This is a genomic window from Butyrivibrio sp. AE3004 (genome assembly GCF_000703165.1).
In the GTDB taxonomy this organism is placed as follows: Bacteria; Bacillota; Clostridia; order Lachnospirales; family Lachnospiraceae; genus Butyrivibrio.
Genome location: NZ_JNLQ01000002.1, coordinates 2,953,539 through 2,976,581, shown reverse-complemented (window position 1 = coordinate 2,976,581; position 23,043 = coordinate 2,953,539). Strand labels below are relative to the sequence as shown.

General features: G+C 40.5%; 20 protein-coding genes. All 20 read left to right on the top strand.

All coding sequences use genetic code 11. The annotated features are described in order from the left end of the window. Window positions 1–19 precede the first annotated feature (19 nt). The 20 genes from BV60_RS0115755 (at window position 20) to BV60_RS0115660 (ending at window position 22,997) form a co-directional block, all read left to right on the top strand. The gene (locus BV60_RS0115755; RefSeq protein WP_081846722.1) at window positions 20–1,276 is read left to right on the top strand and encodes a S41 family peptidase; all 1,257 of its coding nucleotides are present in this window, start codon (window positions 20–22) and stop codon (window positions 1,274–1,276) included. A 177-nt stretch (window positions 1,277–1,453) separates the two neighbouring features. Next, window positions 1,454–2,077: a hypothetical protein gene (locus BV60_RS0115750; RefSeq protein ID WP_156036126.1), complete on the top strand. Its 624-nt coding sequence runs from the start codon at window positions 1,454–1,456 to the stop codon at window positions 2,075–2,077. Next, entirely contained in the window at window positions 2,074–2,919 is an 846-nt protein-coding gene (locus BV60_RS0115745; protein WP_197029579.1) for a serine/threonine protein kinase, read from the top strand. The genes BV60_RS0115750 and BV60_RS0115745 overlap by 4 nt, the downstream gene beginning before the upstream one ends. Window positions 2,920–2,981: 62 nt before the next feature. After that, on the top strand, window positions 2,982–4,976 hold the full coding sequence (uvrB, locus tag BV60_RS0115740) for an excinuclease ABC subunit UvrB (RefSeq protein ID WP_029323262.1): 1,995 nt from the start codon (window positions 2,982–2,984) through the stop codon (window positions 4,974–4,976). 19 nt (window positions 4,977–4,995) lie between these two features. Beyond that, window positions 4,996–7,875, top strand: a complete 2,880-nt coding sequence (gene uvrA / locus BV60_RS0115735; RefSeq protein WP_051656884.1) for an excinuclease ABC subunit UvrA — start codon at window positions 4,996–4,998, stop codon at window positions 7,873–7,875. Between the two features lie 205 nt (window positions 7,876–8,080). Further along, window positions 8,081–9,073 (top strand): rod shape-determining protein, encoded by a 993-nt coding sequence (locus BV60_RS0115730; protein ID WP_026657441.1) that lies wholly within the window; start codon window positions 8,081–8,083, stop codon window positions 9,071–9,073. A gap of 115 nt (window positions 9,074–9,188) precedes the next feature. Then, complete coding sequence (locus BV60_RS0115725; protein WP_029323258.1) at window positions 9,189–10,049, top strand: flagellar hook-basal body protein; 861 nt, start codon at window positions 9,189–9,191, stop codon at window positions 10,047–10,049. A gap of 77 nt (window positions 10,050–10,126) precedes the next feature. Then, window positions 10,127–10,954 (top strand): flagellar hook-basal body protein, encoded by an 828-nt coding sequence (locus BV60_RS0115720; RefSeq protein ID WP_029323257.1) that lies wholly within the window; start codon window positions 10,127–10,129, stop codon window positions 10,952–10,954. A gap of 107 nt (window positions 10,955–11,061) precedes the next feature. After that, on the top strand, window positions 11,062–11,436 hold the full coding sequence (locus BV60_RS22245; RefSeq protein WP_051656790.1) for a rod-binding protein: 375 nt from the start codon (window positions 11,062–11,064) through the stop codon (window positions 11,434–11,436). Between the two features lie 125 nt (window positions 11,437–11,561). Further along, window positions 11,562–13,787 carry an SF1B family DNA helicase RecD2 gene (gene recD2 / locus BV60_RS0115710; RefSeq protein ID WP_029323253.1) on the top strand — a complete coding sequence of 742 codons (2,226 nt, stop codon included), beginning with the start codon at window positions 11,562–11,564 and terminating at the stop codon, window positions 13,785–13,787. Further along, window positions 13,774–14,493: a ComF family protein gene (locus BV60_RS0115705; RefSeq protein WP_029323252.1), complete on the top strand. Its 720-nt coding sequence runs from the start codon at window positions 13,774–13,776 to the stop codon at window positions 14,491–14,493. The genes recD2 and BV60_RS0115705 overlap by 14 nt, the downstream gene beginning before the upstream one ends. A 30-nt stretch (window positions 14,494–14,523) precedes the next feature. Beyond that, window positions 14,524–14,955: a flagellar protein gene (locus BV60_RS0115700; RefSeq protein WP_029323250.1), complete on the top strand. Its 432-nt coding sequence runs from the start codon at window positions 14,524–14,526 to the stop codon at window positions 14,953–14,955. A gap of 7 nt (window positions 14,956–14,962) precedes the next feature. Continuing rightward, on the top strand, window positions 14,963–15,352 hold the full coding sequence (locus tag BV60_RS0115695) for a hypothetical protein (protein WP_029323248.1): 390 nt from the start codon (window positions 14,963–14,965) through the stop codon (window positions 15,350–15,352). A gap of 113 nt (window positions 15,353–15,465) precedes the next feature. Continuing rightward, window positions 15,466–16,323, top strand: coding sequence for a hypothetical protein (locus BV60_RS0115690; RefSeq protein WP_242840992.1), 858 nt, complete (start codon window positions 15,466–15,468; stop codon window positions 16,321–16,323). Window positions 16,324–16,328: 5 nt separating this feature from the next. Continuing rightward, entirely contained in the window at window positions 16,329–17,210 is an 882-nt protein-coding gene (cdaA, locus tag BV60_RS0115685) for a diadenylate cyclase CdaA (RefSeq protein ID WP_029323245.1), read from the top strand. Further along, window positions 17,207–18,487, top strand: a complete 1,281-nt coding sequence (locus BV60_RS0115680) for a CdaR family protein (protein WP_029323243.1) — start codon at window positions 17,207–17,209, stop codon at window positions 18,485–18,487. The genes cdaA and BV60_RS0115680 overlap by 4 nt, the downstream gene beginning before the upstream one ends. A 16-nt stretch (window positions 18,488–18,503) precedes the next feature. After that, on the top strand, window positions 18,504–19,853 hold the full coding sequence (gene glmM / locus BV60_RS0115675) for a phosphoglucosamine mutase (RefSeq protein ID WP_029323242.1): 1,350 nt from the start codon (window positions 18,504–18,506) through the stop codon (window positions 19,851–19,853). 113 nt (window positions 19,854–19,966) lie between these two features. Further along, on the top strand, window positions 19,967–20,230 hold the full coding sequence (locus BV60_RS0115670; RefSeq protein WP_029323240.1) for an HPr family phosphocarrier protein: 264 nt from the start codon (window positions 19,967–19,969) through the stop codon (window positions 20,228–20,230). A gap of 78 nt (window positions 20,231–20,308) precedes the next feature. Beyond that, a complete protein-coding gene (gene rfbD, locus BV60_RS0115665) occupies window positions 20,309–21,187 on the top strand; it encodes a dTDP-4-dehydrorhamnose reductase (RefSeq protein WP_029323239.1) in 879 nt (292 codons plus the stop codon). Window positions 21,188–21,200: 13 nt separating this feature from the next. After that, complete coding sequence (locus tag BV60_RS0115660; RefSeq protein ID WP_029323237.1) at window positions 21,201–22,997, top strand: LIC_10190 family membrane protein; 1,797 nt, start codon at window positions 21,201–21,203, stop codon at window positions 22,995–22,997. Window positions 22,998–23,043: the final 46 nt, after the last annotated feature.

Below are 23,043 nucleotides of genomic sequence, written 5' to 3'. Positions count from 1 at the left end.
ACTGAAAGGAAGTATCACAATGGAAGAACCAAGAGATAATAAAATAGTAATGCTCATTATCGGGCTGCTTATGGGAATTGCTTCTACAGCACTTGTAGTTGCGGCTGCCTTTTTCATAATAAAGATAAAAGGCTTTGCCTTTACTTCTTCGCAGGTTCAGGATACTGATTCGGCACTAAGTGAGGAAACCATAAATAAAGTAAAAATAATAGAAGATACGATAGGTACTTATTATTATAAAGTGGATATGGACAGAACAGCAGAGGCTGATGCTATTTACAAAGGAGTGGTTTCGTCACTTGGAGATCCATACTCAGAGTATTACACCACAGATGAGTATGAGGATCTAATGTCTGATACCCAGGGAATATATTATGGAATTGGTGCATACGTAAGTATGGATAAAGATACCAAGCTTCCTCGAATTACAGGAACGATTAAGGATTCGCCGGCTGAGGCAGCAGGACTGAAGGCCAATGATGTCATTTATAAAGTTTCTGGTGAGAGCGTACATGGAATGAGCCTGACTGAGGTTGTGGGAATGATAAGAGGTGAGATAGGAACTAAGGTTGAACTCACCATTTATCGTGAAGGAGAGACGGATTATCTTGAGATTGAAGTTGAAAGAGATAAAGTAGAAGCACAGACTATCAACACAACCATGCTTGAGGATAATATCGGATATATTGGAATAACTGAGTTTGATTCGGTAACAACCGGGCAGTTTACGGAAGGTATTCAGGAGCTCAGGGACAAGAAGATGGAAGCTCTTGTTATAGATTTAAGATCTAATCCGGGCGGAAGCCTGTCGGCTGTGTGCGATATAGCAAGACAGCTTCTTCCTAAAGGTGATATTGTTTATACTGTGGATAGAGACGGCAATCGTGAGGATTATAAATGCGATGGTGAAAATGAAATAGATATACCGGTTGCTGTGCTTGTAAACGGATATTCAGCCAGCGCTTCCGAGATATTGTCAGGTGCTATTAAGGACTATGGCATAGGCACGATTATTGGTGAGACAACTTATGGAAAGGGTGTTGTTCAGCGTATATTCCCGTTTACAGACGGAACGGCTGTGAAGCTTACTATAAGTAATTATTTTACACCTAACGGAAATGACATAAATGGTGTCGGTATTACTCCCGATATTGAAATTGCACTTGATAATGAGGCATACAATAAGGATGGCACCGATAATCAGCTGAATAAGGCTGTAGAGGTTTTGAAAAAAGAGATGGAAAAGGCAGGCAATAAATTGGATAAAGCTGCCTGAGAAAAATAATAAAGCGCAAAGAAAATCAGATCGTTTTCTTTGCGCTTAAATTTTTTTCTTTACAATTCAGTCACAATGATATATATTCAACTATGTTTTTATTTCTGACCTGTATTCGTATTCTTCGGATACATTTTTCCATTTGAAACAATACAAAATGAAAGGATGTGTAAATTTGTGAATTATTGTGCGGCTTCTCTTCGGGATTCGGGAGAAGAAATGAACAATGATGGCTTAATGATAAAGGGAATACATGCCGATAAGTCTTCGGACTATGTGATCATGGTATTAAGCTCTGACAAAAAGAACGGAAAATTGTGTGACAAAATCGTAAGAACAGCGGAAAAAGCTGTGAATAAAGTGGATATGAACGATATGAAAAAAGTGTTTGAGAGACTTTTTATGAAGTTTAGAGGAAAGGGGATTTTTTTAAAAAGAAAGAATCCCGATATCACAGTGCTGGTACTGAAAGGTATTAACTATTACGTTATGAATCGCGGTGATAATAAGATAATGAGAGTCGGAAGGCTTGGTGCGGAGGAAATAGTCCCTACATTAACCGAGGGGCAAAAAGGAGATTATTATTATTCGGAAGGGAGGCTTCCTGAAGGAAGTACACTAATCGCTGCAAACAGTGCCTTTTTCGAAAGACAGATGAAAACGGATATTCATAAAAGACTGTGTCCGCAGATGTGTGTTGATGGAGAGGCTATGCAAAATAACATAGAATATTTGCGAAAACTCCTCTGGAGCAGAGGAGAAGGAAGACCTGTAACAGCAGCTGCGGTATGTGTAAGATGAGTAATATAGCAAAAATAGGCAGTGGAGGAAATGCCGATGTATATAAGCTTTGCAACGGCGGGGAGATGCCTGAATGTGCATTAAAGATCGCAAAAAAAGATAAAGCCTGTATTTTGCAGTTTGAAAATGAAAAGAAAGTTCTGAAGTACCTGTCCGAGAAAAAATATAAATATTCACCACGATTTTTGAGTGGTGGTAAGGGCGAAATACTTATGGAACTTCTTGAGGGAAGAAATCTTGATTCGATTGATCTGAGTAATCTTACGGAAAGTGAGCTTAAAAAGCTCTTTTTAAAAATGTGTGATATGCTGTTTGACCTTCATGGGCTTAATCCTCCTGTGATACATAGGGATATAAAGCCATCTAATATTTTGATTGACAGAAATGGAAATCTAAGGCTGATCGATTTTGGAACCTCGAGATTACTTGGAGGATATAGAGAAGATGACAATTGGACAGATAAAGCACCTACGGCAGGGACCAGAGGATATGCCGCACCTGAACAGTATGGCGGCCTGATCGAGGATTTCAGAACCGATATTTTTCAGCTTGGAAAGACTATAAGCAAATTGATGGGCAAAACTATGGTTTCGGATGGTTTTTACGAGAATATGCTAAGGGTCAGTGAGAGATGCTGCTTTTCAAGTATTAGCGAAAGGTACACCTGTGTAGGCGATATTAGGATTGATATACTGAAAATTTCTGCAAGTCAACGGAAAAAATGTAGGCTCGAAAAAGTTATCGCAAAATTTAAAAAGAGACAGAAAAGCCGAAATGACCGCAAAAAGGAGAGAGTCTTCATTGATATAGTAAGGACGTGTGATTCGATTGAGTTTTTATGAAGCATATGCTAGAATAAATGATACACCGAAAATATGTTCGGAACAATTACAGAGGTAATCGCATGGATCATTTTGAGCTAAAATCGGAATACAAACCAACCGGAGATCAACCGCAGGCAATAGAGGCGCTGGTTAACGGATTTAAGAATGGTAATCAGTTTGAAACACTGCAGGGTGTTACGGGATCCGGTAAAACATTTGCCATGGCGAATGTTATTCAGGCATTAAATAAACCGACGCTTGTAATAAGCCATAATAAAACCCTTGCCGGGCAGCTCTACGGCGAGTTTAAGGAGTTTTTTCCTAATAATGCGGTAGAGTACTTCGTGTCTTACTATGATTATTATCAGCCTGAAGCCTATGTACCTCAGACGGATACATATATTGCCAAAGATTCGGCTATAAATGATGAAATTGATAAGCTTAGACTCTCAGCAACGGCATCTCTTACAGAGAGAAGAGATGTAATTGTTGTTGCCAGTGTGTCGTGTATTTATGGTCTGGGAAGTCCCGATGAATTTAAGGGGATGTCAATATCACTGCGTCCCGGAATGGAGAGGAGCAGAGACCAGATACTTAAGGACCTGGTTGCCATCCAGTATACGAGAAATGATCTTGATATAAACAGATGTAATTTCCGTGTAAGAGGGGATACTATCGAAATATTCCCTGCACAGGCGGATGATTACCTGATTCGGATAGAGCTCTTCGGAGATGAAATCGACAGAATATGTGAGGTGGAACCTGTTACGGGAACTATCAGGAACGAACTTACCCATGTGATGATCTATCCTGCATCGCATTACGTTGTTCCTCAGGAAAAAATAAACCTGGCATGTCAGAATATTGAGGCGGAGCTTGATGAACAGGTGAAGTTCTTTAAGAGCGAGGACAAGCTCATCGAAGCTCAGAGAATTGCCGAACGTACGAATTTCGACATAGAGATGATGCGTGAGACAGGTTTTTGCTCGGGAATAGAAAATTATTCAAGACATCTGAATTTCGCTAAACCGGGTGAGCCCCCACTTACGCTTATGGACTTCTTTGACGGTGAATTTCTTATAATCGTTGATGAGTCGCATATGACTATCCCGCAGATAGGAGCCATGTATCACGGTGACAGATCACGTAAGACAACACTTGTGGATTATGGGTTCAGACTTCCTTCAGCGCTGGATAACAGACCACTTAATTTTGAGGAATTTGAAACACATATTGATCAGATGCTTTTCTGTTCGGCAACGCCGGGACCTTATGAGGCTGAACATGAACTTTTACGTGCGGAACAGATCATAAGACCTACAGGGCTTCTTGATCCTGAAATATCGGTAAGACCTGTTGAAGGTCAGATTGATGATCTTATAACTGAGATCAATAAGGAAACGGATAAAAAGAATAAAGTCCTTATCACTACTCTTACCAAAAAGATGGCAGAGGATCTTACGGAATATCTGGCGGAAACAGGTATAAGGGTCAAATACATGCACTCTGACATAGATACGCTTGAGCGGGCACAGATAATACGCGATATGCGACTTGATGTTTTTGATGTACTGGTGGGAATCAACCTCTTAAGAGAGGGGCTTGATATTCCGGAAATAGCGCTTGTAGCAATAATCGATGCGGATAAGGAAGGTTTTCTCCGCTCTGAAACATCACTTATTCAGACTATAGGCCGAGCTGCCAGAAATGCTGACGGACGGGTTATCATGTATGCTGATAACATGACGGATTCGATGAAGAATGCAATTGAGATCACGGAACGAAGAAGAAAAATCCAACAGGCTTATAATGAAGAACACGGAATTACTCCACAGACAATAAGAAAGGCAGTCAGGGACCTTATCAGCGTTACCAAGGCAGTTGCGAAGCAGGAAGTTCAGTTCGAGAAAGATCCTGAATCTATGGATAAGAAGGAACTGGAGAAAGTCATAAAAGATGTTGAAAAGCGTATGAAGAAAGCTGCTGCAGAGCTTGATTTCGAGACAGCTGCCATGCTGAGAGATCAGATGATTGATCTGAAAAAACATCTGCTTGAAGTTACCGGAGGAAAATAATATGACTGATAATACACATATGACAAAGGAGAACACCACTGCAAAGCGCATCCTTTCAGATGATATACACGATTATATTCGTGTGCGGGGTGCAAATGAGCATAATCTGAAGCATGTTAAGGTGAAAATACCAAGAAATACACTGACTGTTTTTACGGGACTTTCGGGCTCGGGTAAATCATCTCTTGCATTTGATACCATTTTTGCTGAAGGACAGCGCAGATACATGGAATCTCTGTCATCCTATGCAAGAATGTTCCTTGGTCAGATGGATAAACCGGATGTTGAGAAAATTGAGGGACTTTCACCTACGATATCAATAGATCAGAAATCCACTAACAGGAATCCGAGATCCACTGTTGGAACTGTTACTGAGATATATGATCATTTCAGATTGTTATATGCGAGAATTGGTATACCCCATTGTCCTAATTGTGGAAGAGAAATACGCAGGCAGAGCGTTGATGAGATGGCAGATCAGATATTGTCTCTTCCGTCAGGTACCAGATTTCAGATACTTGCTCCTGTAGTTCGCGGGAGGAAGGGTGAACATGCCAAAGTTCTCGACAGGGCAAGACGAGCCGGTTATGTGCGTGTAAGGATTGATGACAGCCAGTATGATCTCTCTGAAGAAATAAAACTGGATAAAAATATAAAGCATAATATTGAGATAATTGTGGACAGGCTTGTGATTCGTGATGAACCGGACGAACTTAGGGGAAGACTTACGGATTCAATCGAAAGCGCACTTAATCTTGCAGAGGGTCTTCTTACTGTTGATGTAATTGATGGAAAACCCATGAACTTCAGCCAGAGTTTTGCGTGTCCTGACTGTGGTATTAGCATTTCGGAAATAGAACCAAGAAGCTTTTCGTTTAATAATCCATTCGGAGCGTGCCCTGAGTGTACGGGACTGGGATATAAAATGGAATTTGATGAGGAGCTGATGATTCCCGATAAAACGCTTTCTATAAATGAAGGATGTTTTCAGGTGATGGGATGGCAGTCTTCAAGTAAGGAGGGGAGCTTTACCAATGCTGTTCTGAGGGCACTTGCGAAAGAATACAAATTCGATCTGGACACACCTTTTGAGAAGTTGTCACCTAAAGTGAGAAATATGTTGGTTCATGGAGCTGACAGGGAAGTTACGGTTGCGTATACCGGTCAGCGCGGTGAGGGACGCTACCCTATTAAATTTGACGGACTTATAAAGAATGTAGAGCAGAGATATAGAGAGACATATTCGGAAAATCAGAAAGCAGAATATGAACAGTATATGAGAATCACGCCTTGCCCTGCATGTAAAGGACAGAGACTCAAGGCGGATTCCCTTGCAGTAACCATAGATGACAAAAATATTTATGAAATTACTTCATTTTCCATAGGTGAACTTCATGAATATCTGGAGGGATTAAAACTAACCAAGCAACAGGAACTGATTGGAGCACAGGTATTAAAGGAAATCAGAGCAAGAGTCGGATTCCTGATAGATGTGGGACTGGATTACCTCTCGCTTTCAAGAGCAACGGGAACTTTATCAGGAGGAGAGGCGCAGCGTATAAGACTTGCGACACAGATTGGGTCAGGCCTTTGCGGTGTGTGCTATATCCTTGATGAGCCAAGTATCGGACTTCATCAGAGAGACAATGATAAGCTTCTCAATACGCTTAAGAATCTCAGAGATTTAGGCAATACACTGATTGTGGTTGAACATGATGAAGATACCATGCGTGCGGCGGATTACATTGTGGATGTCGGACCGGGAGCCGGTTCTCATGGAGGTGAGATAGTTGCGGCCGGGACTGCCGAGGAAATAATGAAAGTAGAAGAATCCGTAACGGGACAGTATCTTTCCGGGAAGCTAAAAATAGAAGTACCCGACCACAGAAGAAAGCCGACCGGATGGATTAAAGTAAAGGGTGCTGAAGAAAACAACCTTAAAAATATTGACGTTAAATTTCCTTTAGGTGTGCTCACTATAGTCACCGGAGTGTCAGGATCGGGAAAAAGCTCTCTTGTAAACGAAATATTATACAAACATTTGGAGAGAGACTTAAACAGAGCAAGATGTATTCCGGGAAAGCATAAAGGGATAGAAGGGATTGAACAGCTCGATAAAGTAATTGCCATAGATCAGTCACCTATAGGACGGACACCGAGGTCAAATCCTGCTACTTATACAGGTGTTTTTGATATGATCAGGGATCTGTTTGCAGGAACGCCGGATGCCAAGACAAGAGGATATAAAAAGGGAAGGTTCTCATTCAATGTTAAAGGAGGAAGATGTGAAGCCTGCGGCGGAGACGGTATTATAAAAATAGAAATGCATTTTCTTCCCGACGTATATGTTCCCTGTGAAGTATGCGGTGGAAAGCGCTACAACAGAGAGACGCTGGAGGTTCGCTACAAGGGCAAGAACATATATGATGTACTCGATATGACTGTGGAAGAAGCTCTTCCTTTCTTTGAGAATATAAAAACAATAAAGAGAAAGATTAAGACGTTATATGACGTGGGGCTTGGTTATGTTAAGCTGGGGCAACCCTCAACGGAATTGTCAGGTGGTGAAGCACAGAGAATAAAACTTGCTACCGAACTTTCAAGGGTAAGTACAGGAAAAACCATCTATATACTTGATGAACCCACGACAGGTCTTCATTTTGCGGATGTACAAAAACTTGTAAAAATATTACACGAGTTGGTAGAGACAGGGAATACGGTTATAGTTATTGAGCATAATCTGGATGTTATAAAAACAGGTGACTATATAATAGATATGGGACCTGAGGGCGGCTCCGGAGGAGGTACCGTTGTTGTGCAGGGCACGCCGGAACAGGTGGCTAAGTGTAAGGAATCCTATACCGGTGCATACATCAAAAAGATGCTGGAGAAAAAATAAAAATTTTTTGCAAAAAAGTATAAAGTTTTTATAAAGTTATGACGATATTGATAAAGACTAGAATATTGGAAATTAAAAAATTGTGATTTGATGTTTTAAATATTGCCCTATTGGTTTATAATGCTTAATGAATTATAACGTTTAATAGTTAATGTGAGCGACTATGCGCTCTGAGCCTTATTTCCAGAAAGGGGTAATAGATTTCATGCAGTATACAGATATCGGAATTGACTTAGGTACAGCCAGCATCCTGGTTTACATCCGCGGTAAGGGTGTAGTTTTGAAGGAACCCTCTGTTGTGGCATATGACAGAGATACTGAGAAGATCAAGGCAATCGGTGAAGATGCGAGATTAATGCTTGGCCGTACACCCGGCAATATTGTTGCTGTAAGACCGCTTAGACAGGGTGTTATTTCGGATTACAAAGTAACAGAGCAGATGATGAAATACTTCATCACAAAGGCTATAGGTCACAGGACTTTCCGTAAGCCTCTCATAGCGGTATGTGTACCCAGCGGAGTAACAGAGGTTGAGCGTAAGGCTGTTGAAGACGCTACTCTTATGGCAGGTGCCAGAGATGTTCGTATTATAGAAGAACCCATCGCCGCAGCAATAGGAGCAGGTATAGATATTACAAAGCCATGTGGAAACATGATAGTTGATATAGGTGGTGGTACATCAGATATTGCCGTTATTTCACTTGGCGGAACAGTTGTCAGCACATCGGTTAAGATTGCCGGTGATGATTTTGATGAAGCTATAGTCAGATATATGCGTAAAAAGCATAATCTTCTTATCGGTGAGAGAACTGCCGAAGATATAAAGATTAAGATTGGTGCAGCATATCCAAGAGCAGAAGCTGATTATATGGATGTAAGAGGACGTAACCTCGTAACAGGTCTTCCCAAAACTGTAAAGGTGTCTTCCGAGGAGACAGAAGAAGCTTTGAGAGAAACTACAGCACAGATTGTTGAAGCAATTCACGGCGTTTTGGAGAAAACACCTCCGGAACTCGCAGCTGATATTGCTGACAGAGGTATTGTACTTACAGGTGGCGGCAGTCTTCTCCGCGGACTTGATGATCTTATTGCATCCAAGACAGGTATCAATACTGTTACAGCTGAGGATCCTATGACTGCTGTGGCTATAGGAACAGGAAGATATGTTGAATTTCTTGCAGGATATCGCGAGGTATAAAGTATTTAACCGGTGTGTATTTTGTCCGGTGTACACTTTGTTCCCGCAGATGAGTGCGGGAGCATGACTTCCTTATAAACATTGCTAAAACAATAAAGTATATAGGGGATAGTATATGGTAAAAGGTCTGTACACTGCCTACACAGGTATGGTAAACGAACAGAAACGCATGGATATCGAGACTAACAATCTCGCAAATGTGAATTCTACGGGCTTTAAAGAGGAACGTTCGGTTAGTCAGTCATTCCGTGATCTTCTTGCATTGAAGATTAAGGATTATTCCGATGCGCCTTGGACTGCCAGGAGACTTGGACTTATGAATCCGGGGGTCAAACTGGCCGGAACATATACTAATTTTGAACAGGGAGCACTGAGGCAAACAGGGCAGACTTATGATCTTGCCCTTAACAATGGGCTTCCTGATGTCGATGATGATTCAGTCAACGACAATATGAGTGCAGGTGGAAATGCATTTTTTGCTACATCGTTCGCATCCGATGATCCGGATGGCGGTGGGCAGCTTATCAAATATACCAGAGACGGTAATTTTACCCTGACGCTGGATGGATATCTTGTGACCAGCGAGGGTAATAATGTCCTGGATGTCAATAATAATCCCATTCAATTAGATCCAACAATGGACGCCACCATAAATCAGGACGGCACAATAGTTCAGAATTTTAATGTGGTTTCTACAATACAGGTTGCGCGATTTGATAATCCTCAGTTTTTACAGAGATATCAGGATAATGCATTTATAATCGGTGAAGGCGGTGCTCAGGTTATTTCAACAACTGCAGCTGAGGCAAATGCAACTGTTAATCAGGGATATTTGGAATCTTCAAATATAAGTGTTGTTGACGAAATGGTGAATATTATTTCAATTCAGAGGAATTACGAAACAAATTCCAAAGTAATGCAGGCTGAAGATGATACTATAGATATAGCAGTAAATCAGCTCGGAAGAATTCAGTAAAGACTGTTAAACTTATAGCGTGACGAGCCGATATATTAATTGGCGAAGTATAGTCATGACTCGCTAGGAGGTATTATATGGTAAGAAGCTTATGGACAGCAGCATCGGGAATGAATGCTCAACAGACAAATGTAGATACCATTGCAAATAATCTGGCTAATGTCAATTCGGCAGGCTATAAAGCACAAAGTGCAAAATTTAAGTCCTTATTGTATCAGGAGCTTAAGACCAAAACGGTTCAGACAACAGGCTCGCCTGTTAATTCGGATGTTGGACTCGGTGTCAGGGTATCGTCCATCAATTCTTTCTTTACGCAGGGAAATCTTCAGGATAATGATTCAAGCTCTGCATTTGCTATTCAGGGAGACGGATTTTTTGCATATTCAACGGATGCGCAGGATCTTAATGCAAACAATATCAGATTTACAAGAAATGGTAATTTTGTTTGGGCTCTAACGGAAGCAAATACCCTTGAACTTACAACGTCAGAGGGTAATCCGGTACTAGGTGTGGATGGTGGCCCTCTTGTAGTTAATGATGTAACTGTAAAGGCTTCGGATATTACCTGTGATGCTGAGGGTAATCTTTACTACCTTGATGCGAACCAGGATAGACAGGATATCGGAACAATAGCACTTTTCCAGTTTAGAAATGCAGAAGGCCTTGAGAGAATCGGTGACACAAGCTTTATGGCAACCATGGCAAGCGGAGATCCACTTCCTGAAGCTACTACACCAGGAATCAGAAGAAGCCAGGTGGTTCAGGGATATCTTGAAGGTTCAAATGTTAATGTTGCAACAGAGATGGTAAATCTGATTGTTGCTCAGAGAGCTTATGAGATGAATTCAACGGCAATTACTACCACTGATGAAATGATGCAGACTGCAAACCAGCTTAAGAGATAACCTTTAGGCATTATAATAATTTGATATATATCTTGCCTGATTATGCATATGCGTAGTCAACTTAAAGTGGATATCTTTGGGGTATGAAATTAAGGGGGGTGAGCTTTATGGCTATTGATATGAATTCTATGAATCTGTCAGGAATATCACAGTATGCAGCCAGCCAGACGGCTTCTGAAAAGGCAAGCGAGGCTGCTTCAAAGGCTAAAAGAATTCAGACGGATGATGATAAGGCAAAGGCTGATAAAGAGCTGATGGATGCATGTAAGCAGTTTGAAGCTTATTTTATGGAACAGATTTATAAGGGATATGAGAAAACAGCCAAGGTATTCAGTAAGGATGAATCTAATTCAATGGGGACACTTGTTGATTACTTTAAAGATATGACGATTCAGGATATAGCTGCTACCGGGGCAGATAAACAGAGCAACGGGCTTGCTCAAATGTTATATGAAAATATGAAACGCAACTATGATATTTAAAAATGTATGATTCATTCCCTCTTTTTGAAAAAGAGGGAATTTTTATGTAGCACGAAGTGCGGAATGTTCGTGTGCGAAATCGAGTAGGAGTCAGCCTGCTCGATTATTTATAGACGAGGAGCTTAATGGAAATTAAAGGTTATATAGATCATTTTATATACAGAAGTCCGGACAGGGCATACGGGGTGATGATACTTGTTTGCGATGGTGAGGAGATTACCTGTGTCGGAAGTTTTGTTGATGTTGATGAGGGTGATACGCTGGAAATAACAGGTGAAATGACGGAACATCCTGTCTATGGAGAACAGATCAAGGTAAGCAGTTACAAAATTGCAGCGCCGGATGATATAGAGTCTATGGAGAGGTACCTGGGGTCTGGAGCTATAAAGGGCATCGGCGAAACTATGGCAAGAAGAATAGTAAAAAAGTTTGGCAGCGATACCTTTAGGATTATTGAGGATGAGCCGGAACGACTTGCGGAAATTAAAGGCATAAGCGAGAAAAAAGCAAGGGATATAGCTATACAGCTTGCGGATAAGAAGGAGATGCGGGATGCTTTTGTATTTATGTCAGGATATGGTATATCAAGCACGATGTCAGTCAGGATTTATGAAAAATACGGGGCATCGGTTTATAAGATTTTAAAGGAAAATCCGTATAAACTTGCAGATGATATCGAGGGAATAGGCTTTAAGACCGCAGATGAGATTGCTGCCAGAGTAGGAATAAGTGTTGATTCGGATTTTCGCATACGGAGCGGGATACTTTATGTTTTGCTGGATGCGTCAGCAGAAGGAAACAGTTATCTTCCCAAGGACGAATTGATTAGAAAGAGCAAAGAGCTCCTTGGAGTAAATTCTGAAAACATCGAAATGATGATGGATAATCTGATGGTTGAAAGGAAGCTTATCTACAAAGGAGATAATGAAGTGTATGCCGCAAGCTTTTTTTATGAGGAGCAGGCTATTGCGGTGATGCTTAACGAATTGAATATAAAAGTATCTCATGAACCGGAAAGTGTTCTTCTTGACAGAATAAGAAGGATAGAAGAAAAACGTGGAATTGAACTTGATGAACTTCAAAGAAGAGCGGCTGCTGCGAGTGCCTCAAACGGAGTGGTCATTATTACGGGAGGACCCGGAACCGGAAAAACAACAACAATAAATACAATTATCAGATATTATGCAGAAGAGCAGATGGAAATAATGCTTGCGGCTCCTACAGGAAGAGCTGCAAAGAGAATGACGGAAACCACGGGATATGAAGCTTTAACGCTGCATAGGCTTTTAGGTGTGGGAGGTGGAATATCGGACGATAATGACGTAAAGACAAGAATTCATTATGAGAAAAATGCAGATAATCCACTGGAAGCGGATGCAATCATAATAGATGAAATGTCGATGGTTGATATGCATCTTTTTGCTGCTTTGTTAAAGGCAGTTCTCCCGGGAACACATCTTATCCTTGTGGGAGACAGCTCACAGCTTCCCAGTGTCGGACCGGGTCAGGTTTTGCACGATCTGATAGAGAGTAAAGCCTATACCACGATCACACTTCAAAAGATTTTCAGACAGGCTAAGGAAAGTGACATAGTAATGAATGCTCATCATATTAAAAACGGTGAGCAGATTAAAATGGACAATAAGAGCAAGGATTTCTTCTTCCTTAAGAGAGATAATGCGGATGTTATATATAAGCATATGATTGAACTTATAAGGGATAAACTTCCCGGGTATGTTGAATCACAAAGTAGTGACATTCAGGTTCTTACGCCAATGAAAAGAGGACCGCTCGGGGCTCAGACGCTCAATACTATTCTTCAGAAATACCTAAACCCTGCTGATCCTCATAAAAAGGAATATGTTCATGGTGACAGAGTCATTAGAGTTGGCGACAGAGTGATGCAGATTCATAATAATTATCAGGCAGAATGGGAAGTATTGGGGAAAAACGGAATTACCATAGAAAAGGGACTTGGTATATTTAATGGAGATATGGGTGTTGTAAGGGAGATAAATAATGCCATAAAGGAGCTGGTTGTAGAATTTGATGAAGGAAGATGTGTGGTTTATCCTTTTTCTGAACTTGATGATCTTGAACATGCATATGCTATAACAATACATAAATCCCAAGGATCGGAATATCCCGCTGTAATACTGCCTCTTCTTGGTGGACCGAGAATGCTTCTTAACAGAAACCTTTTGTATACAGCGGTTACAAGAGCACAAAAATGTGTAGTTGTACTGGGAAATGTCGAAACAGTAGAGACCATGATAAATAACGAAGAACAATTAAAGCGGTATACGGGATTAAAAGACAGAATCATGGAGGTCACTAATGGAACTGAGTAATATGGCAGAAAACGTGGTTTCTATTCTTTACCCGAGAAGGTGTCCTGTTTGTGATGAAATTGTAAAAAGAAATGAAGGCATAATTCATTTGGAATGTAAAGGACTTATCAAACCTGCCGGCAGATTGATATGCATGAAATGCGGAAAACCACTTGCTGGCAAAGAGACAGAGTATTGTGATGATTGTACGAAAACAAGGCACTATTTTGACAGAGGGTTTGGCGTATTTAAATACAGATCGATTTCAGGATCTTTATATAGGTTTAAGTATTCCGGAAGAAGGGAATATGCAGATTTTTACGCTGATGCAGCAGCAGAATATCTGGGAGAAAACATAAAGGCACTCAATGCGGATGCTATAATCCCTGTTCCGATGTACAGAAGGAAACAGAGAAAAAGAGGATATAATCAGGCGGAAGTTTTTGCAGATTCTTTAGGGAAAACTTTTAACATACCCGTCAGAAATGACGTTGTGGTCAGAGTGAAAAATACAGTTCCAATGAAGATGCTGACATCATCACAAAGACGTTCAAATTTGAAAAAAGCTTTTAATATAAGTCAAAATGATGTAGAATTTAAGTGTATTATCCTTGTTGATGACATTTACACGACCGGCAGTACTATAGATGAGCTAGCCAGGGAATTTCGAAGACATGGGGTGAATAGGATATTCTTTGTAACGCTTGCAATAGGCCAGGTGGTGTGAAAATAAGCACTGCAAAATTAGGAGGATATCATGAGTAATATTCGTAATTGTTCCAGATGTGGTAAGATGTTCAATTATATCGCAGGCGATGTGCTTTGCGAAAGTTGTAAGAAACAGATTGAAGAGAAGTTCCAACAGGTAAAAAAGTATATACAGGATAATCCGGGAAGCGGTTTGAAGAAGATATCTGATGATTGTGAGGTTTCTACCAAACAGCTTAAAAAGTGGATACTTGAGGAGAGACTTATGTTTACAGAGGATTCTCCGATTCAGATCACTTGCGAGAATTGCGGAGAACGTATTCAGACAGGAAGACTTTGTGCTAAATGTAAGGCTACTGTAACCAATGCGCTTAACGATACTGTGAAGCAGCGTCAGCAGGCGCTTGCTGCTGAGCTTGCCAAGAAACAGGCTGCTCAGAATTCGGATCAGAAGTCCGGAATGAAATTTCTTAGAACCTGAGGCTTTTATGTTAAATGAGGAGAGAGTAATCCTGATGACCAGGATGGCTGCATATGAGCAGCATGAGGGGAAAAAGAATAACGCTATAAACTCATACTTTCGCAGCGACTATGTCGGATTCCAGGTACTGAAGTCCATTATCAGTGCCACAGTGGTTTATCTGATACTGGTCGCTGCCTATGTGATGTATCATTTTTCTGATGTTTTGCAGGATGTATATAATACTGATGTAGCTGCAACAGCCAGAAAGTTTTTAATCTATTACATTGTGCTTGTAGCCGTATATTCAGTGATTTCATACATCATTTATTCCATTCGGTACGGAAAAATGCGAAAGAATATGAAAGCATACTACTCATGTCTTAAGAGACTTGGAAGGATGTATGAAAAGGAATAGGAAAAATGACGTCTTTACTTGAACTGCGGGAATATATTAAAAATTTTTATGTAAAATACGAGCTTTACATCACATATGTGTGGAAGTTTTTGCTATCATTGATTGCTTTTACCATGATTGGTAATAAGATCGGATATCAGACCAATCTGACAAAATTGCCCATATTGTTAATGGCAGCACTTTTGTGTTCTATTATGCCTACTAATTTTATGGTGCTTGTTTCTGCCGGATTTATTTTGGCGCATCTTTATAAGCTTTCAGTATTGTGTGCTGTTGTTGCGCTTATAATTTTTCTTCTGATGTTTTTACTTTACTTCAGATTTTCACCCAAGGATACTCTTGCGGTGATGTTGACACCCATGTGCTTTTATTTGAGCATTCCTTATGTGATGCCTATTGCACTTGGTCTTTTGGGAACTCCTTCATCGATTGTTTCCATGTCCTTTGGAATAATTGTTGCTTTCCTTGTTAATTACATTTCCGGAAATGCGACAAGTCTTACGGGTGCTCAGATGGAAGAGACCGTAGCACAGTTCCAGACAATTATTTCAGAGCTATTAAGCAACAAGCGTATGTGGGTATTTGTTGTTGCGTTTGCTATTACGCTTGCTGTTGTTTATACAATAAGAAGAATGTCGTTGGATCATGCATGGACAATTGCTATCATAGCGGGAGCACTGACAGATATTATTTGTCTTCTTGTCGGTGATTTGATGTATACCACAGAGTTGTCATTTATCGGAGTTATTGTTCAGTCAGTAATTGCAATTATAATGCTTATGATCCTTCAGTTCTTTGCATTTAATCTTGATTATACAAGAATTGAAAAAGTTCAGTTTGAAGATGATGAATACTATTACTATGTTAAGGCTGTACCAAAGGTGACTGTTTCCACACCTGCGCCGAAGGTGAAGAAAATAAGTGGTTCCAGTGCCGGTAGAGATTACAGAGGTAAAGACAGAGGCGAGTAAATTTAATGCAACAAATCGGATTTTTCCTGGAAAACAATCTGACAAGCCTGCATATGCCATCGGTCAAAGCGCTCGATATCATCGAGATGTTGATAATTGCGTTTTTGATCTATCATATTTTGGTTTGGGCTAAAACTACAAGACTATGGTCTCTTTTAAAAGGGATCGTAGTTATTGTTGTCTTTATAGTTATTGCAGCTGCATTCAATATGACTACCATACTTTGGATAGTCCGGAATGTATTTGGAATAGCTGTAACGGCAATGGTTGTTATTTTACAGCCTGAACTGCGAAAGGCGCTTGAGGGCATTGGTAGAAGAAACTTTTTCCATGGACTGTTTAATTTTGCGGAAGCAACCGAAGAGGGAAGATTTTCTGATAAGACAATAAATGAAATTGTAAGGGCATGTGTTGAGATGGCTAAGGTCAGAACAGGTGCGCTGATAGTTATTGAGCAGTTGTCATCCCTTAGTGAATTTGAGAGAACAGGTATTGATATAGACGGTATCGTAACAAGCCAGCTTCTGATAAATATTTTTGAACATAATACTCCGCTTCATGATGGTGCGGTAATAATCAGAGGCGACAGAATTACGTCAGCTACATGTTATCTGCCGCTTTCGGATAATATGGAACTTGGTAAGGAACTCGGAACAAGACATCGAGCAGGTGTCGGTGTTTCAGAGGTCACAGACTCCCTTACCATAATCGTATCCGAGGAAACCGGAAAAATAAGTGTTGCTTATATGGGAGAGCTTGAAAGAGCGCTGGACAGTGAGCGCTTAAGAGAGAGATTAAGACAGATACAGAATAAGACATCCGAAGATAAAAAGGATAAAAAGAAAAAGAATAAGGGAAATAAAAAAGCGAAAGGGATTGCGAAATGAAGAATCTTAATTTAACTGCAAACCTGGGGCTGAAGATTGCTTCGCTTTTATTTGCCGCACTTCTTTGGTTCCTTGTAACAAATATCAGTGATCCTGTAGATTCTGTGCGTTTCAGTAATGTACAGGTGACACTAAGAAATACTAACAGCATAACGGACAATAATCAGGTATATCAGGTGCTGGAGGATAGTGACATACTATCGACGGTTACTGTTTATGCGCCAAGATCTATTGTTGATTCTCTCAGCAAAGAAAATATAGTTGCTTATGCCGATCTTGAGAATACAACTAATATAGATGGTGTTTATTATGTTGCCATCCAGCTTGATACGAATAAATACAGAAATCAGATTCAAAGTATAAGCGGAAGCATTGATGCCGTAAGACTCAGCATAGAGGAAAGAGCCTCCAAAACACTGGCTATTTCGGCAACAACCTCCGGTAGCTTGACTGAAGGGTATATAATAGGGGATGTCATTACTGACCAGAACCAGATTAGAATAACCGGAGCGAAGTCGGTTGTTGAAAGCGTTAAGGATGCTTCGGTAAACGTTGAGGTAACAGGCTATACGACCAATATCGGAACCAATGCCGAAATTCATCTTTACGATGAGGATGGTAATGAGATTCCGAGGGATAACCTGAAGCTTAGCAGTACGTCGGTAGGTGTGAGTGTTACTATTCTGGCTACCAAGAGAGTGCCGATTATTTATCAGGTATCCGGAGTGCCTGCGGAAGGCTATGTGGCAACAGGCCAGATAGACGCAAATCCTGACAGTGTTCTGCTGGCTGGAAGAATGTCTGTACTTAACAAGATTGACACGATAATAATATCTGATGCATCACTTGATATTACAGGCTATACAGGCAACCTGACGACTACTATTGATCTGTCGGGCTATCTGCCAGGTAATGTCACTTTTGGCGATGAAGACTTTAATGGCATTGCAACTGTTGTTGCATATATAGACAAGAAGAATGATAAAATTCTCAATGTTCCTTATGACCAGATAGAATTCACTAATGTTCCGGATGGGTATGAGGTAATGATAGGAGAGGACGGTCAGACATTTAGTCTGTCGGTCAGCGGACTTGCCGAAAAGGTTAACAGTATAAATGCAAAAGATGTATCCGGAACGGTAGATGTATCCCAGATGGTAGGTGCAGGAGATGATTTAGCCGGTGAATACAGGGCTAATGTATCGCTTTCGCTTCCGGGTGGTGTGACGACTGCAAATACAATTGAAGTCACAGTAATATTGAATAAAGTAGAGTGATTATTTGGAGGAAGAAATGTCTAGATTATTTGGAACTGATGGAGTAAGAGGTGTTGCAAATGATGAGCTCACACCGCTTCTTGCCATGCAGCTTGGTCAGGCCGGGGCTTATGTTTTGTCTAAAGAGAATAAGCATAGACCCACAATAATGGTGGGGTGTGATACAAGACTTTCGGGGGATATGCTTGGAGCTGCACTTATGGCAGGAGCATGTTCTGTAGGAGCAAACGTTGTTAATGTAGGTATTTTGCCAACTCCTGCGGTAGCATATCTTACTAAGAAGTATCGTGTTGATGCCGGGGTAGTCATCTCTGCGTCACACAATCCTATGGAATTTAACGGAATAAAATTCTTCGATGGTAATGGATTTAAGCTTCCTGATGCTCTTGAAGATGAGATAGAGGAACTTATTAAGAACAATCTTGAAGGCGTTAAAATGCCTACAGGAGCAGGAATAGGCAAAATTAAAAATCGTACTGATGCAAGAGAGGAATATATCAACCACAATTTAAACTGTGTGGATGTAAGACTCGATGGCTTTAAGATTGTTATGGACTGTGCCGAAGGCGCAAGCTCATACACCTCTGTGGAAACTATTAGACAGACAGGTGCACAGGTAATAGCTATACATACAAATCCTGATGGAACAAATATAAATTCAAACTGCGGATCAACCCATATGGAAGAACTTATGGGACGTGTTGTTACCGAGAAGGCTGACATAGGTCTTGCTTTTGACGGAGATGCGGACAGATTCCTTGCTGTTGATGAAAATGGTAAATTTATAGACGGCGATGTGATCATGGCAATAATCGGAAGGCATATGAAGAATAATGGTATGCTTAAGGGTGATACGATAGTTGCTACTGTGATGAGTAATCTTGGATTCTTCAAGATGGGCGAACGCGAGGGAATCAAGATTGAGAAGACCAAAGTGGGTGACAGATACGTTCTCGAACGCATGAAGGAAATCGGTGCCAATCTTGGCGGCGAACAATCAGGACATATTATATTCCTTGATGATAATACGACAGGAGACGGACTCCTTTCAGCTCTTCATCTTCTTAAGGTTATGAAGGATACAGGTAAGAAGCTTTCCGAACTTTCCACGGTTATGGAAGTGATGCCTCAGGCTTTGTGTAATGCAACAGTACCTACGCATAAAAAGGATCACTTTATGGAATATCCTGAAATTGCAGCTGCTATTGAGCAGCTTGATAAGAAATTTGCAGGAGACGGGAGAGTACTTATCAGACCTTCGGGAACAGAACCTCTTGTTCGAGTAATGATCGAGGGTAAAAATCAGAAAGTAATTGATGAAGAAGCAAAGAAACTGGCTGAGCTTATACAGAATGTAATGCTGTAAGAAATCAAAACACTGTTACCATCAAAAAATGCGAAGCGTGATTGAGGAACGGTACCGGCAATAGACCGGCATGAGTCAGATAAAAACATGCGTTTTAGATGAGGAAAGTAAATATGATTACACAAAAGGTGACAATCAAGAACCCTACAGGGCTGCACCTTAGACCCGCAGGGAATTTATGTAAGGTCGCGATGAATTATAAATCACATATCACTTTTATGTATGGTGAAAATTCAGCTAATGCCAAGAGCGTGCTTAGTGTTCTTGGTGCCTGCATTAAATGCGGAGATGAGCTTGAGTTTAAATGCGAAGGTCCCGATGAAAAAGAAGCTATGGATGCTTTGATAGCAGCTATAGAGGGGGGCCTTGGAGAATAACTATTGAAAATGACGGACGGCATTTATGTCGTCCGTATGCTCGTTATAAGAGTTTTTTGAAATGGAAAGGATAAAAAAATGAAAAAGATTATAGTTACAGGATGTAACGGACAGCTTGGAAGAGCGGTAAATTTAGAACTTAATAAAACAGGTGAATACGAGCTTGTTAACACAGATGTTTTTGAAGGAGAGGGAATTACTCCGCTTGATATTACCAATGTGGATGCTGTGACTAAGCTGGCAAGAGAAGTTAAGCCTTATGCAATAATAAACTGTGCAGCATATACCGCAGTTGATGCTCAGGAAAGTGATGTTGATCTTGCATATAAGATAAATGCTATCGGTCCAAGAAATCTTTCTATAGCTGCAACAGAAACAGACGCTAAACTTGTACACATTTCAACAGACTATGTTTTTGCCGGAGATGGTAAAAGACCCTATACAGAATTCGATAAGACAGGTCCTGTAAGTAAATATGGTATTACAAAGCTTGCGGGTGAACAGTTTGTTGAGAAATTTGCCAAAAATTATTTTACAATCCGTACAGCATGGCTCTATGGAGATGGCAAAAACTTTGTAAAGACAATGCTTGGCCTTTCTGAAAAATATGAGGAAGTAAGTGTTGTCTGTGACCAGCTTGGAACACCTACAAGTACATATGAGCTTGCAAGGGCAATCCACTATCTTCTTGAAACAGAAAACTATGGTCTGTTCCACGGAACCTGTGAGGGTGATACAAACTGGGCAGCATTTACAGAAGAAATCTTTAAAATAGCAGGAAAGAATACGAAGGTAAATCATGTTACAAGTAAGGAGTATGCAGCTAAGAATCCTCAGGCTGCTCCGAGACCGGCTTACTCTATTCTTGAAAATTATATGTTTAAACTTACTTCGAATTTTATGTTTGCAGACTGGCATGAAGCAATTGAGAGATATTTAAAGGAACTTCTTGGCTAAGGAATAATAGAATATGCTTTCCGTAATCGCAAATTGGATTTATGTACTTATAACTACATATATAATCGGTTTTGCAACGCTTGAAGGTATTTCAAAAATCGGCTGTATGTATACTGAAAAGAGTAAAAAGAAAACGGAGTATACATACAGATACAATGAGAGCTATCTTATTGCCGGTATTGTGGTGGTAACGGTTTATGCAGAGATTATCAGCCTGGTGACAAGCGTAGCTCTTGCAGCCAATGTGATTTTAGTCATTATCAGCTTTGTTTTATATTATGTATACAGCGAGCACATTAATGACAGAATAATCCATTGTATTTTCAAGATAATGAATACCAGGAGCCTGCTTTTGTATTCTGCGATTTTTATCCTGATGGCATACGGAACTTCGCACGGGCTTATGCACTATGACACGGATCTGTATCATGCTCAGGCCATAAGATGGATTCAGGAATACGGAGTTATAAAGGGACTTGGGAATATTCATGTCAGACTTGGATATAACAGTGCTTCGTTTGCACTCTCAGCTCTTTACAGCGGCTTTTTTACAGGCAGACCTGTCCATACCATGGCCGGATACTTTGCACTTTTACTGGCATGGCAGTGTGCTGATTTAAAACATATCGCAAGAAGACAGCGTCCGGTTCTTTCTGATTTTGTAAGGCTGATAGCAATCTATTATCTTTTTACAATATTTGATGAGATGGTTTCACCTGCATCGGACTATTTTATGGCCACAATGGTGTTTTATATTGTTATACACTGGCTTGATCTGTATGCGGTCCACGAGAGAGCTTTTCTGCCGCATGCGCTGCTTGCGATTTGTTCGGTATATGTAACTACAATTAAACTGTCAGCGGCACCGATGATGCTTCTTGCGCTCTGCCCTATTGTCAGGGTACTGAAAAAACGAGGCAAAGAAGGAATAAAGCCTGTATTGCTATGCGTACTATTCTGTTTGCTTATTTCGGCACCTTATTTTGCAAGAAATGTGATACTTACCGGATGGCTTGTTTATCCGTTTCCTCAGATTGATCTTTTTAGTGTTGCGTGGAAGATACCTTATGAGACAGCAATCAGTGATGCCCATGAGATAACTGCGTACGGAAGAGGATTTACAGATGCTGCGATGTATTCCGAGCCTTTTGTAAAATGGTTTCCGCTATGGGTAAAGGGGTTATCGGTATTTAACAAGATGATGCTCCTTCTTGATGCTATTTGTTTGCCGGTTTTTGCAGGCTGTGCGATATATTATGCTGTGAAAGACATTTCTGAAAAGAAAAAGGAAAGTGCCGTGAGCGGATCAAAGGAGAATAAAGTGTTTCAACTTAGCAATAGAAGTACAGTATCTCCTTTTGATTTTGCCTTTATAGAAGGGATAGCATATGTAGCGCTTGCGTATTTTATTCTTACCGCCCCGCTTGTAAGATATGGCGGTGTATATCTGTGGCTTCCCGCCACGATGCTTGTGGGAAGATTTTTTATTATCCTGGACAATAAGGCTTTAGAAGGGCAAAAAGTACATATTTACAGAGCTATGGCAGTAATGTTTGCTGCATTTATGCTTTTTAAGCTCGTGGTACTTGTTAAGGATGATATACCGAGATTCAGACCGGGGTATCTTTTGGTCCAGCAGGAATATAATAAATATGCTCTTAATGAGAAAAATATCGGAGGACAGATGTTTTACTATCCTATGGAAGGAGACAGAACAGGGTATGATCCTTTTCCTGCAGTTCCAAATGTCGATACTGTCAATATGGCAGGGGACAGTATTTCGGACGGTTTTTTGCCTTATACCCCGTAAACTTTAAAAAAACGGCAAAATGGAGTACAATTAAGACTCGTAGTTT

Bases quoted from the DNA above. Each gene is read 5' to 3' on its own strand.
- BV60_RS0115755 (WP_081846722.1), top strand. From the start codon at position 20: ATGGAAGAACCAAGAGATAATAAAATAGTAATGCTCATTATCGGGCTG.
- BV60_RS0115745 (WP_197029579.1), top strand. From the start codon at position 2,074: ATGAGTAATATAGCAAAAATAGGCAGTGGAGGAAATGCCGATGTATAT.
- uvrB (WP_029323262.1), top strand. From the start codon at position 2,982: ATGGATCATTTTGAGCTAAAATCGGAATACAAACCAACCGGAGATCAA.
- uvrA (WP_051656884.1), top strand. From the start codon at position 4,996: ATGACAAAGGAGAACACCACTGCAAAGCGCATCCTTTCAGATGATATA.
- BV60_RS0115730 (WP_026657441.1), top strand. From the start codon at position 8,081: ATGCAGTATACAGATATCGGAATTGACTTAGGTACAGCCAGCATCCTG.
- BV60_RS0115725 (WP_029323258.1), top strand. From the start codon at position 9,189: ATGGTAAAAGGTCTGTACACTGCCTACACAGGTATGGTAAACGAACAG.
- BV60_RS0115720 (WP_029323257.1), top strand. From the start codon at position 10,127: ATGGTAAGAAGCTTATGGACAGCAGCATCGGGAATGAATGCTCAACAG.
- BV60_RS22245 (WP_051656790.1), top strand. From the start codon at position 11,062: ATGGCTATTGATATGAATTCTATGAATCTGTCAGGAATATCACAGTAT.
- recD2 (WP_029323253.1), top strand. From the start codon at position 11,562: ATGGAAATTAAAGGTTATATAGATCATTTTATATACAGAAGTCCGGAC.
- BV60_RS0115705 (WP_029323252.1), top strand. From the start codon at position 13,774: ATGGAACTGAGTAATATGGCAGAAAACGTGGTTTCTATTCTTTACCCG.
- BV60_RS0115700 (WP_029323250.1), top strand. From the start codon at position 14,524: ATGAGTAATATTCGTAATTGTTCCAGATGTGGTAAGATGTTCAATTAT.
- BV60_RS0115695 (WP_029323248.1), top strand. From the start codon at position 14,963: ATGTTAAATGAGGAGAGAGTAATCCTGATGACCAGGATGGCTGCATAT.
- BV60_RS0115690 (WP_242840992.1), top strand. From the start codon at position 15,466: ATGATTGGTAATAAGATCGGATATCAGACCAATCTGACAAAATTGCCC.
- cdaA (WP_029323245.1), top strand. From the start codon at position 16,329: ATGCAACAAATCGGATTTTTCCTGGAAAACAATCTGACAAGCCTGCAT.
- BV60_RS0115680 (WP_029323243.1), top strand. From the start codon at position 17,207: ATGAAGAATCTTAATTTAACTGCAAACCTGGGGCTGAAGATTGCTTCG.
- glmM (WP_029323242.1), top strand. From the start codon at position 18,504: ATGTCTAGATTATTTGGAACTGATGGAGTAAGAGGTGTTGCAAATGAT.
- BV60_RS0115670 (WP_029323240.1), top strand. From the start codon at position 19,967: ATGATTACACAAAAGGTGACAATCAAGAACCCTACAGGGCTGCACCTT.
- rfbD (WP_029323239.1), top strand. From the start codon at position 20,309: ATGAAAAAGATTATAGTTACAGGATGTAACGGACAGCTTGGAAGAGCG.
- BV60_RS0115660 (WP_029323237.1), top strand. From the start codon at position 21,201: ATGCTTTCCGTAATCGCAAATTGGATTTATGTACTTATAACTACATAT.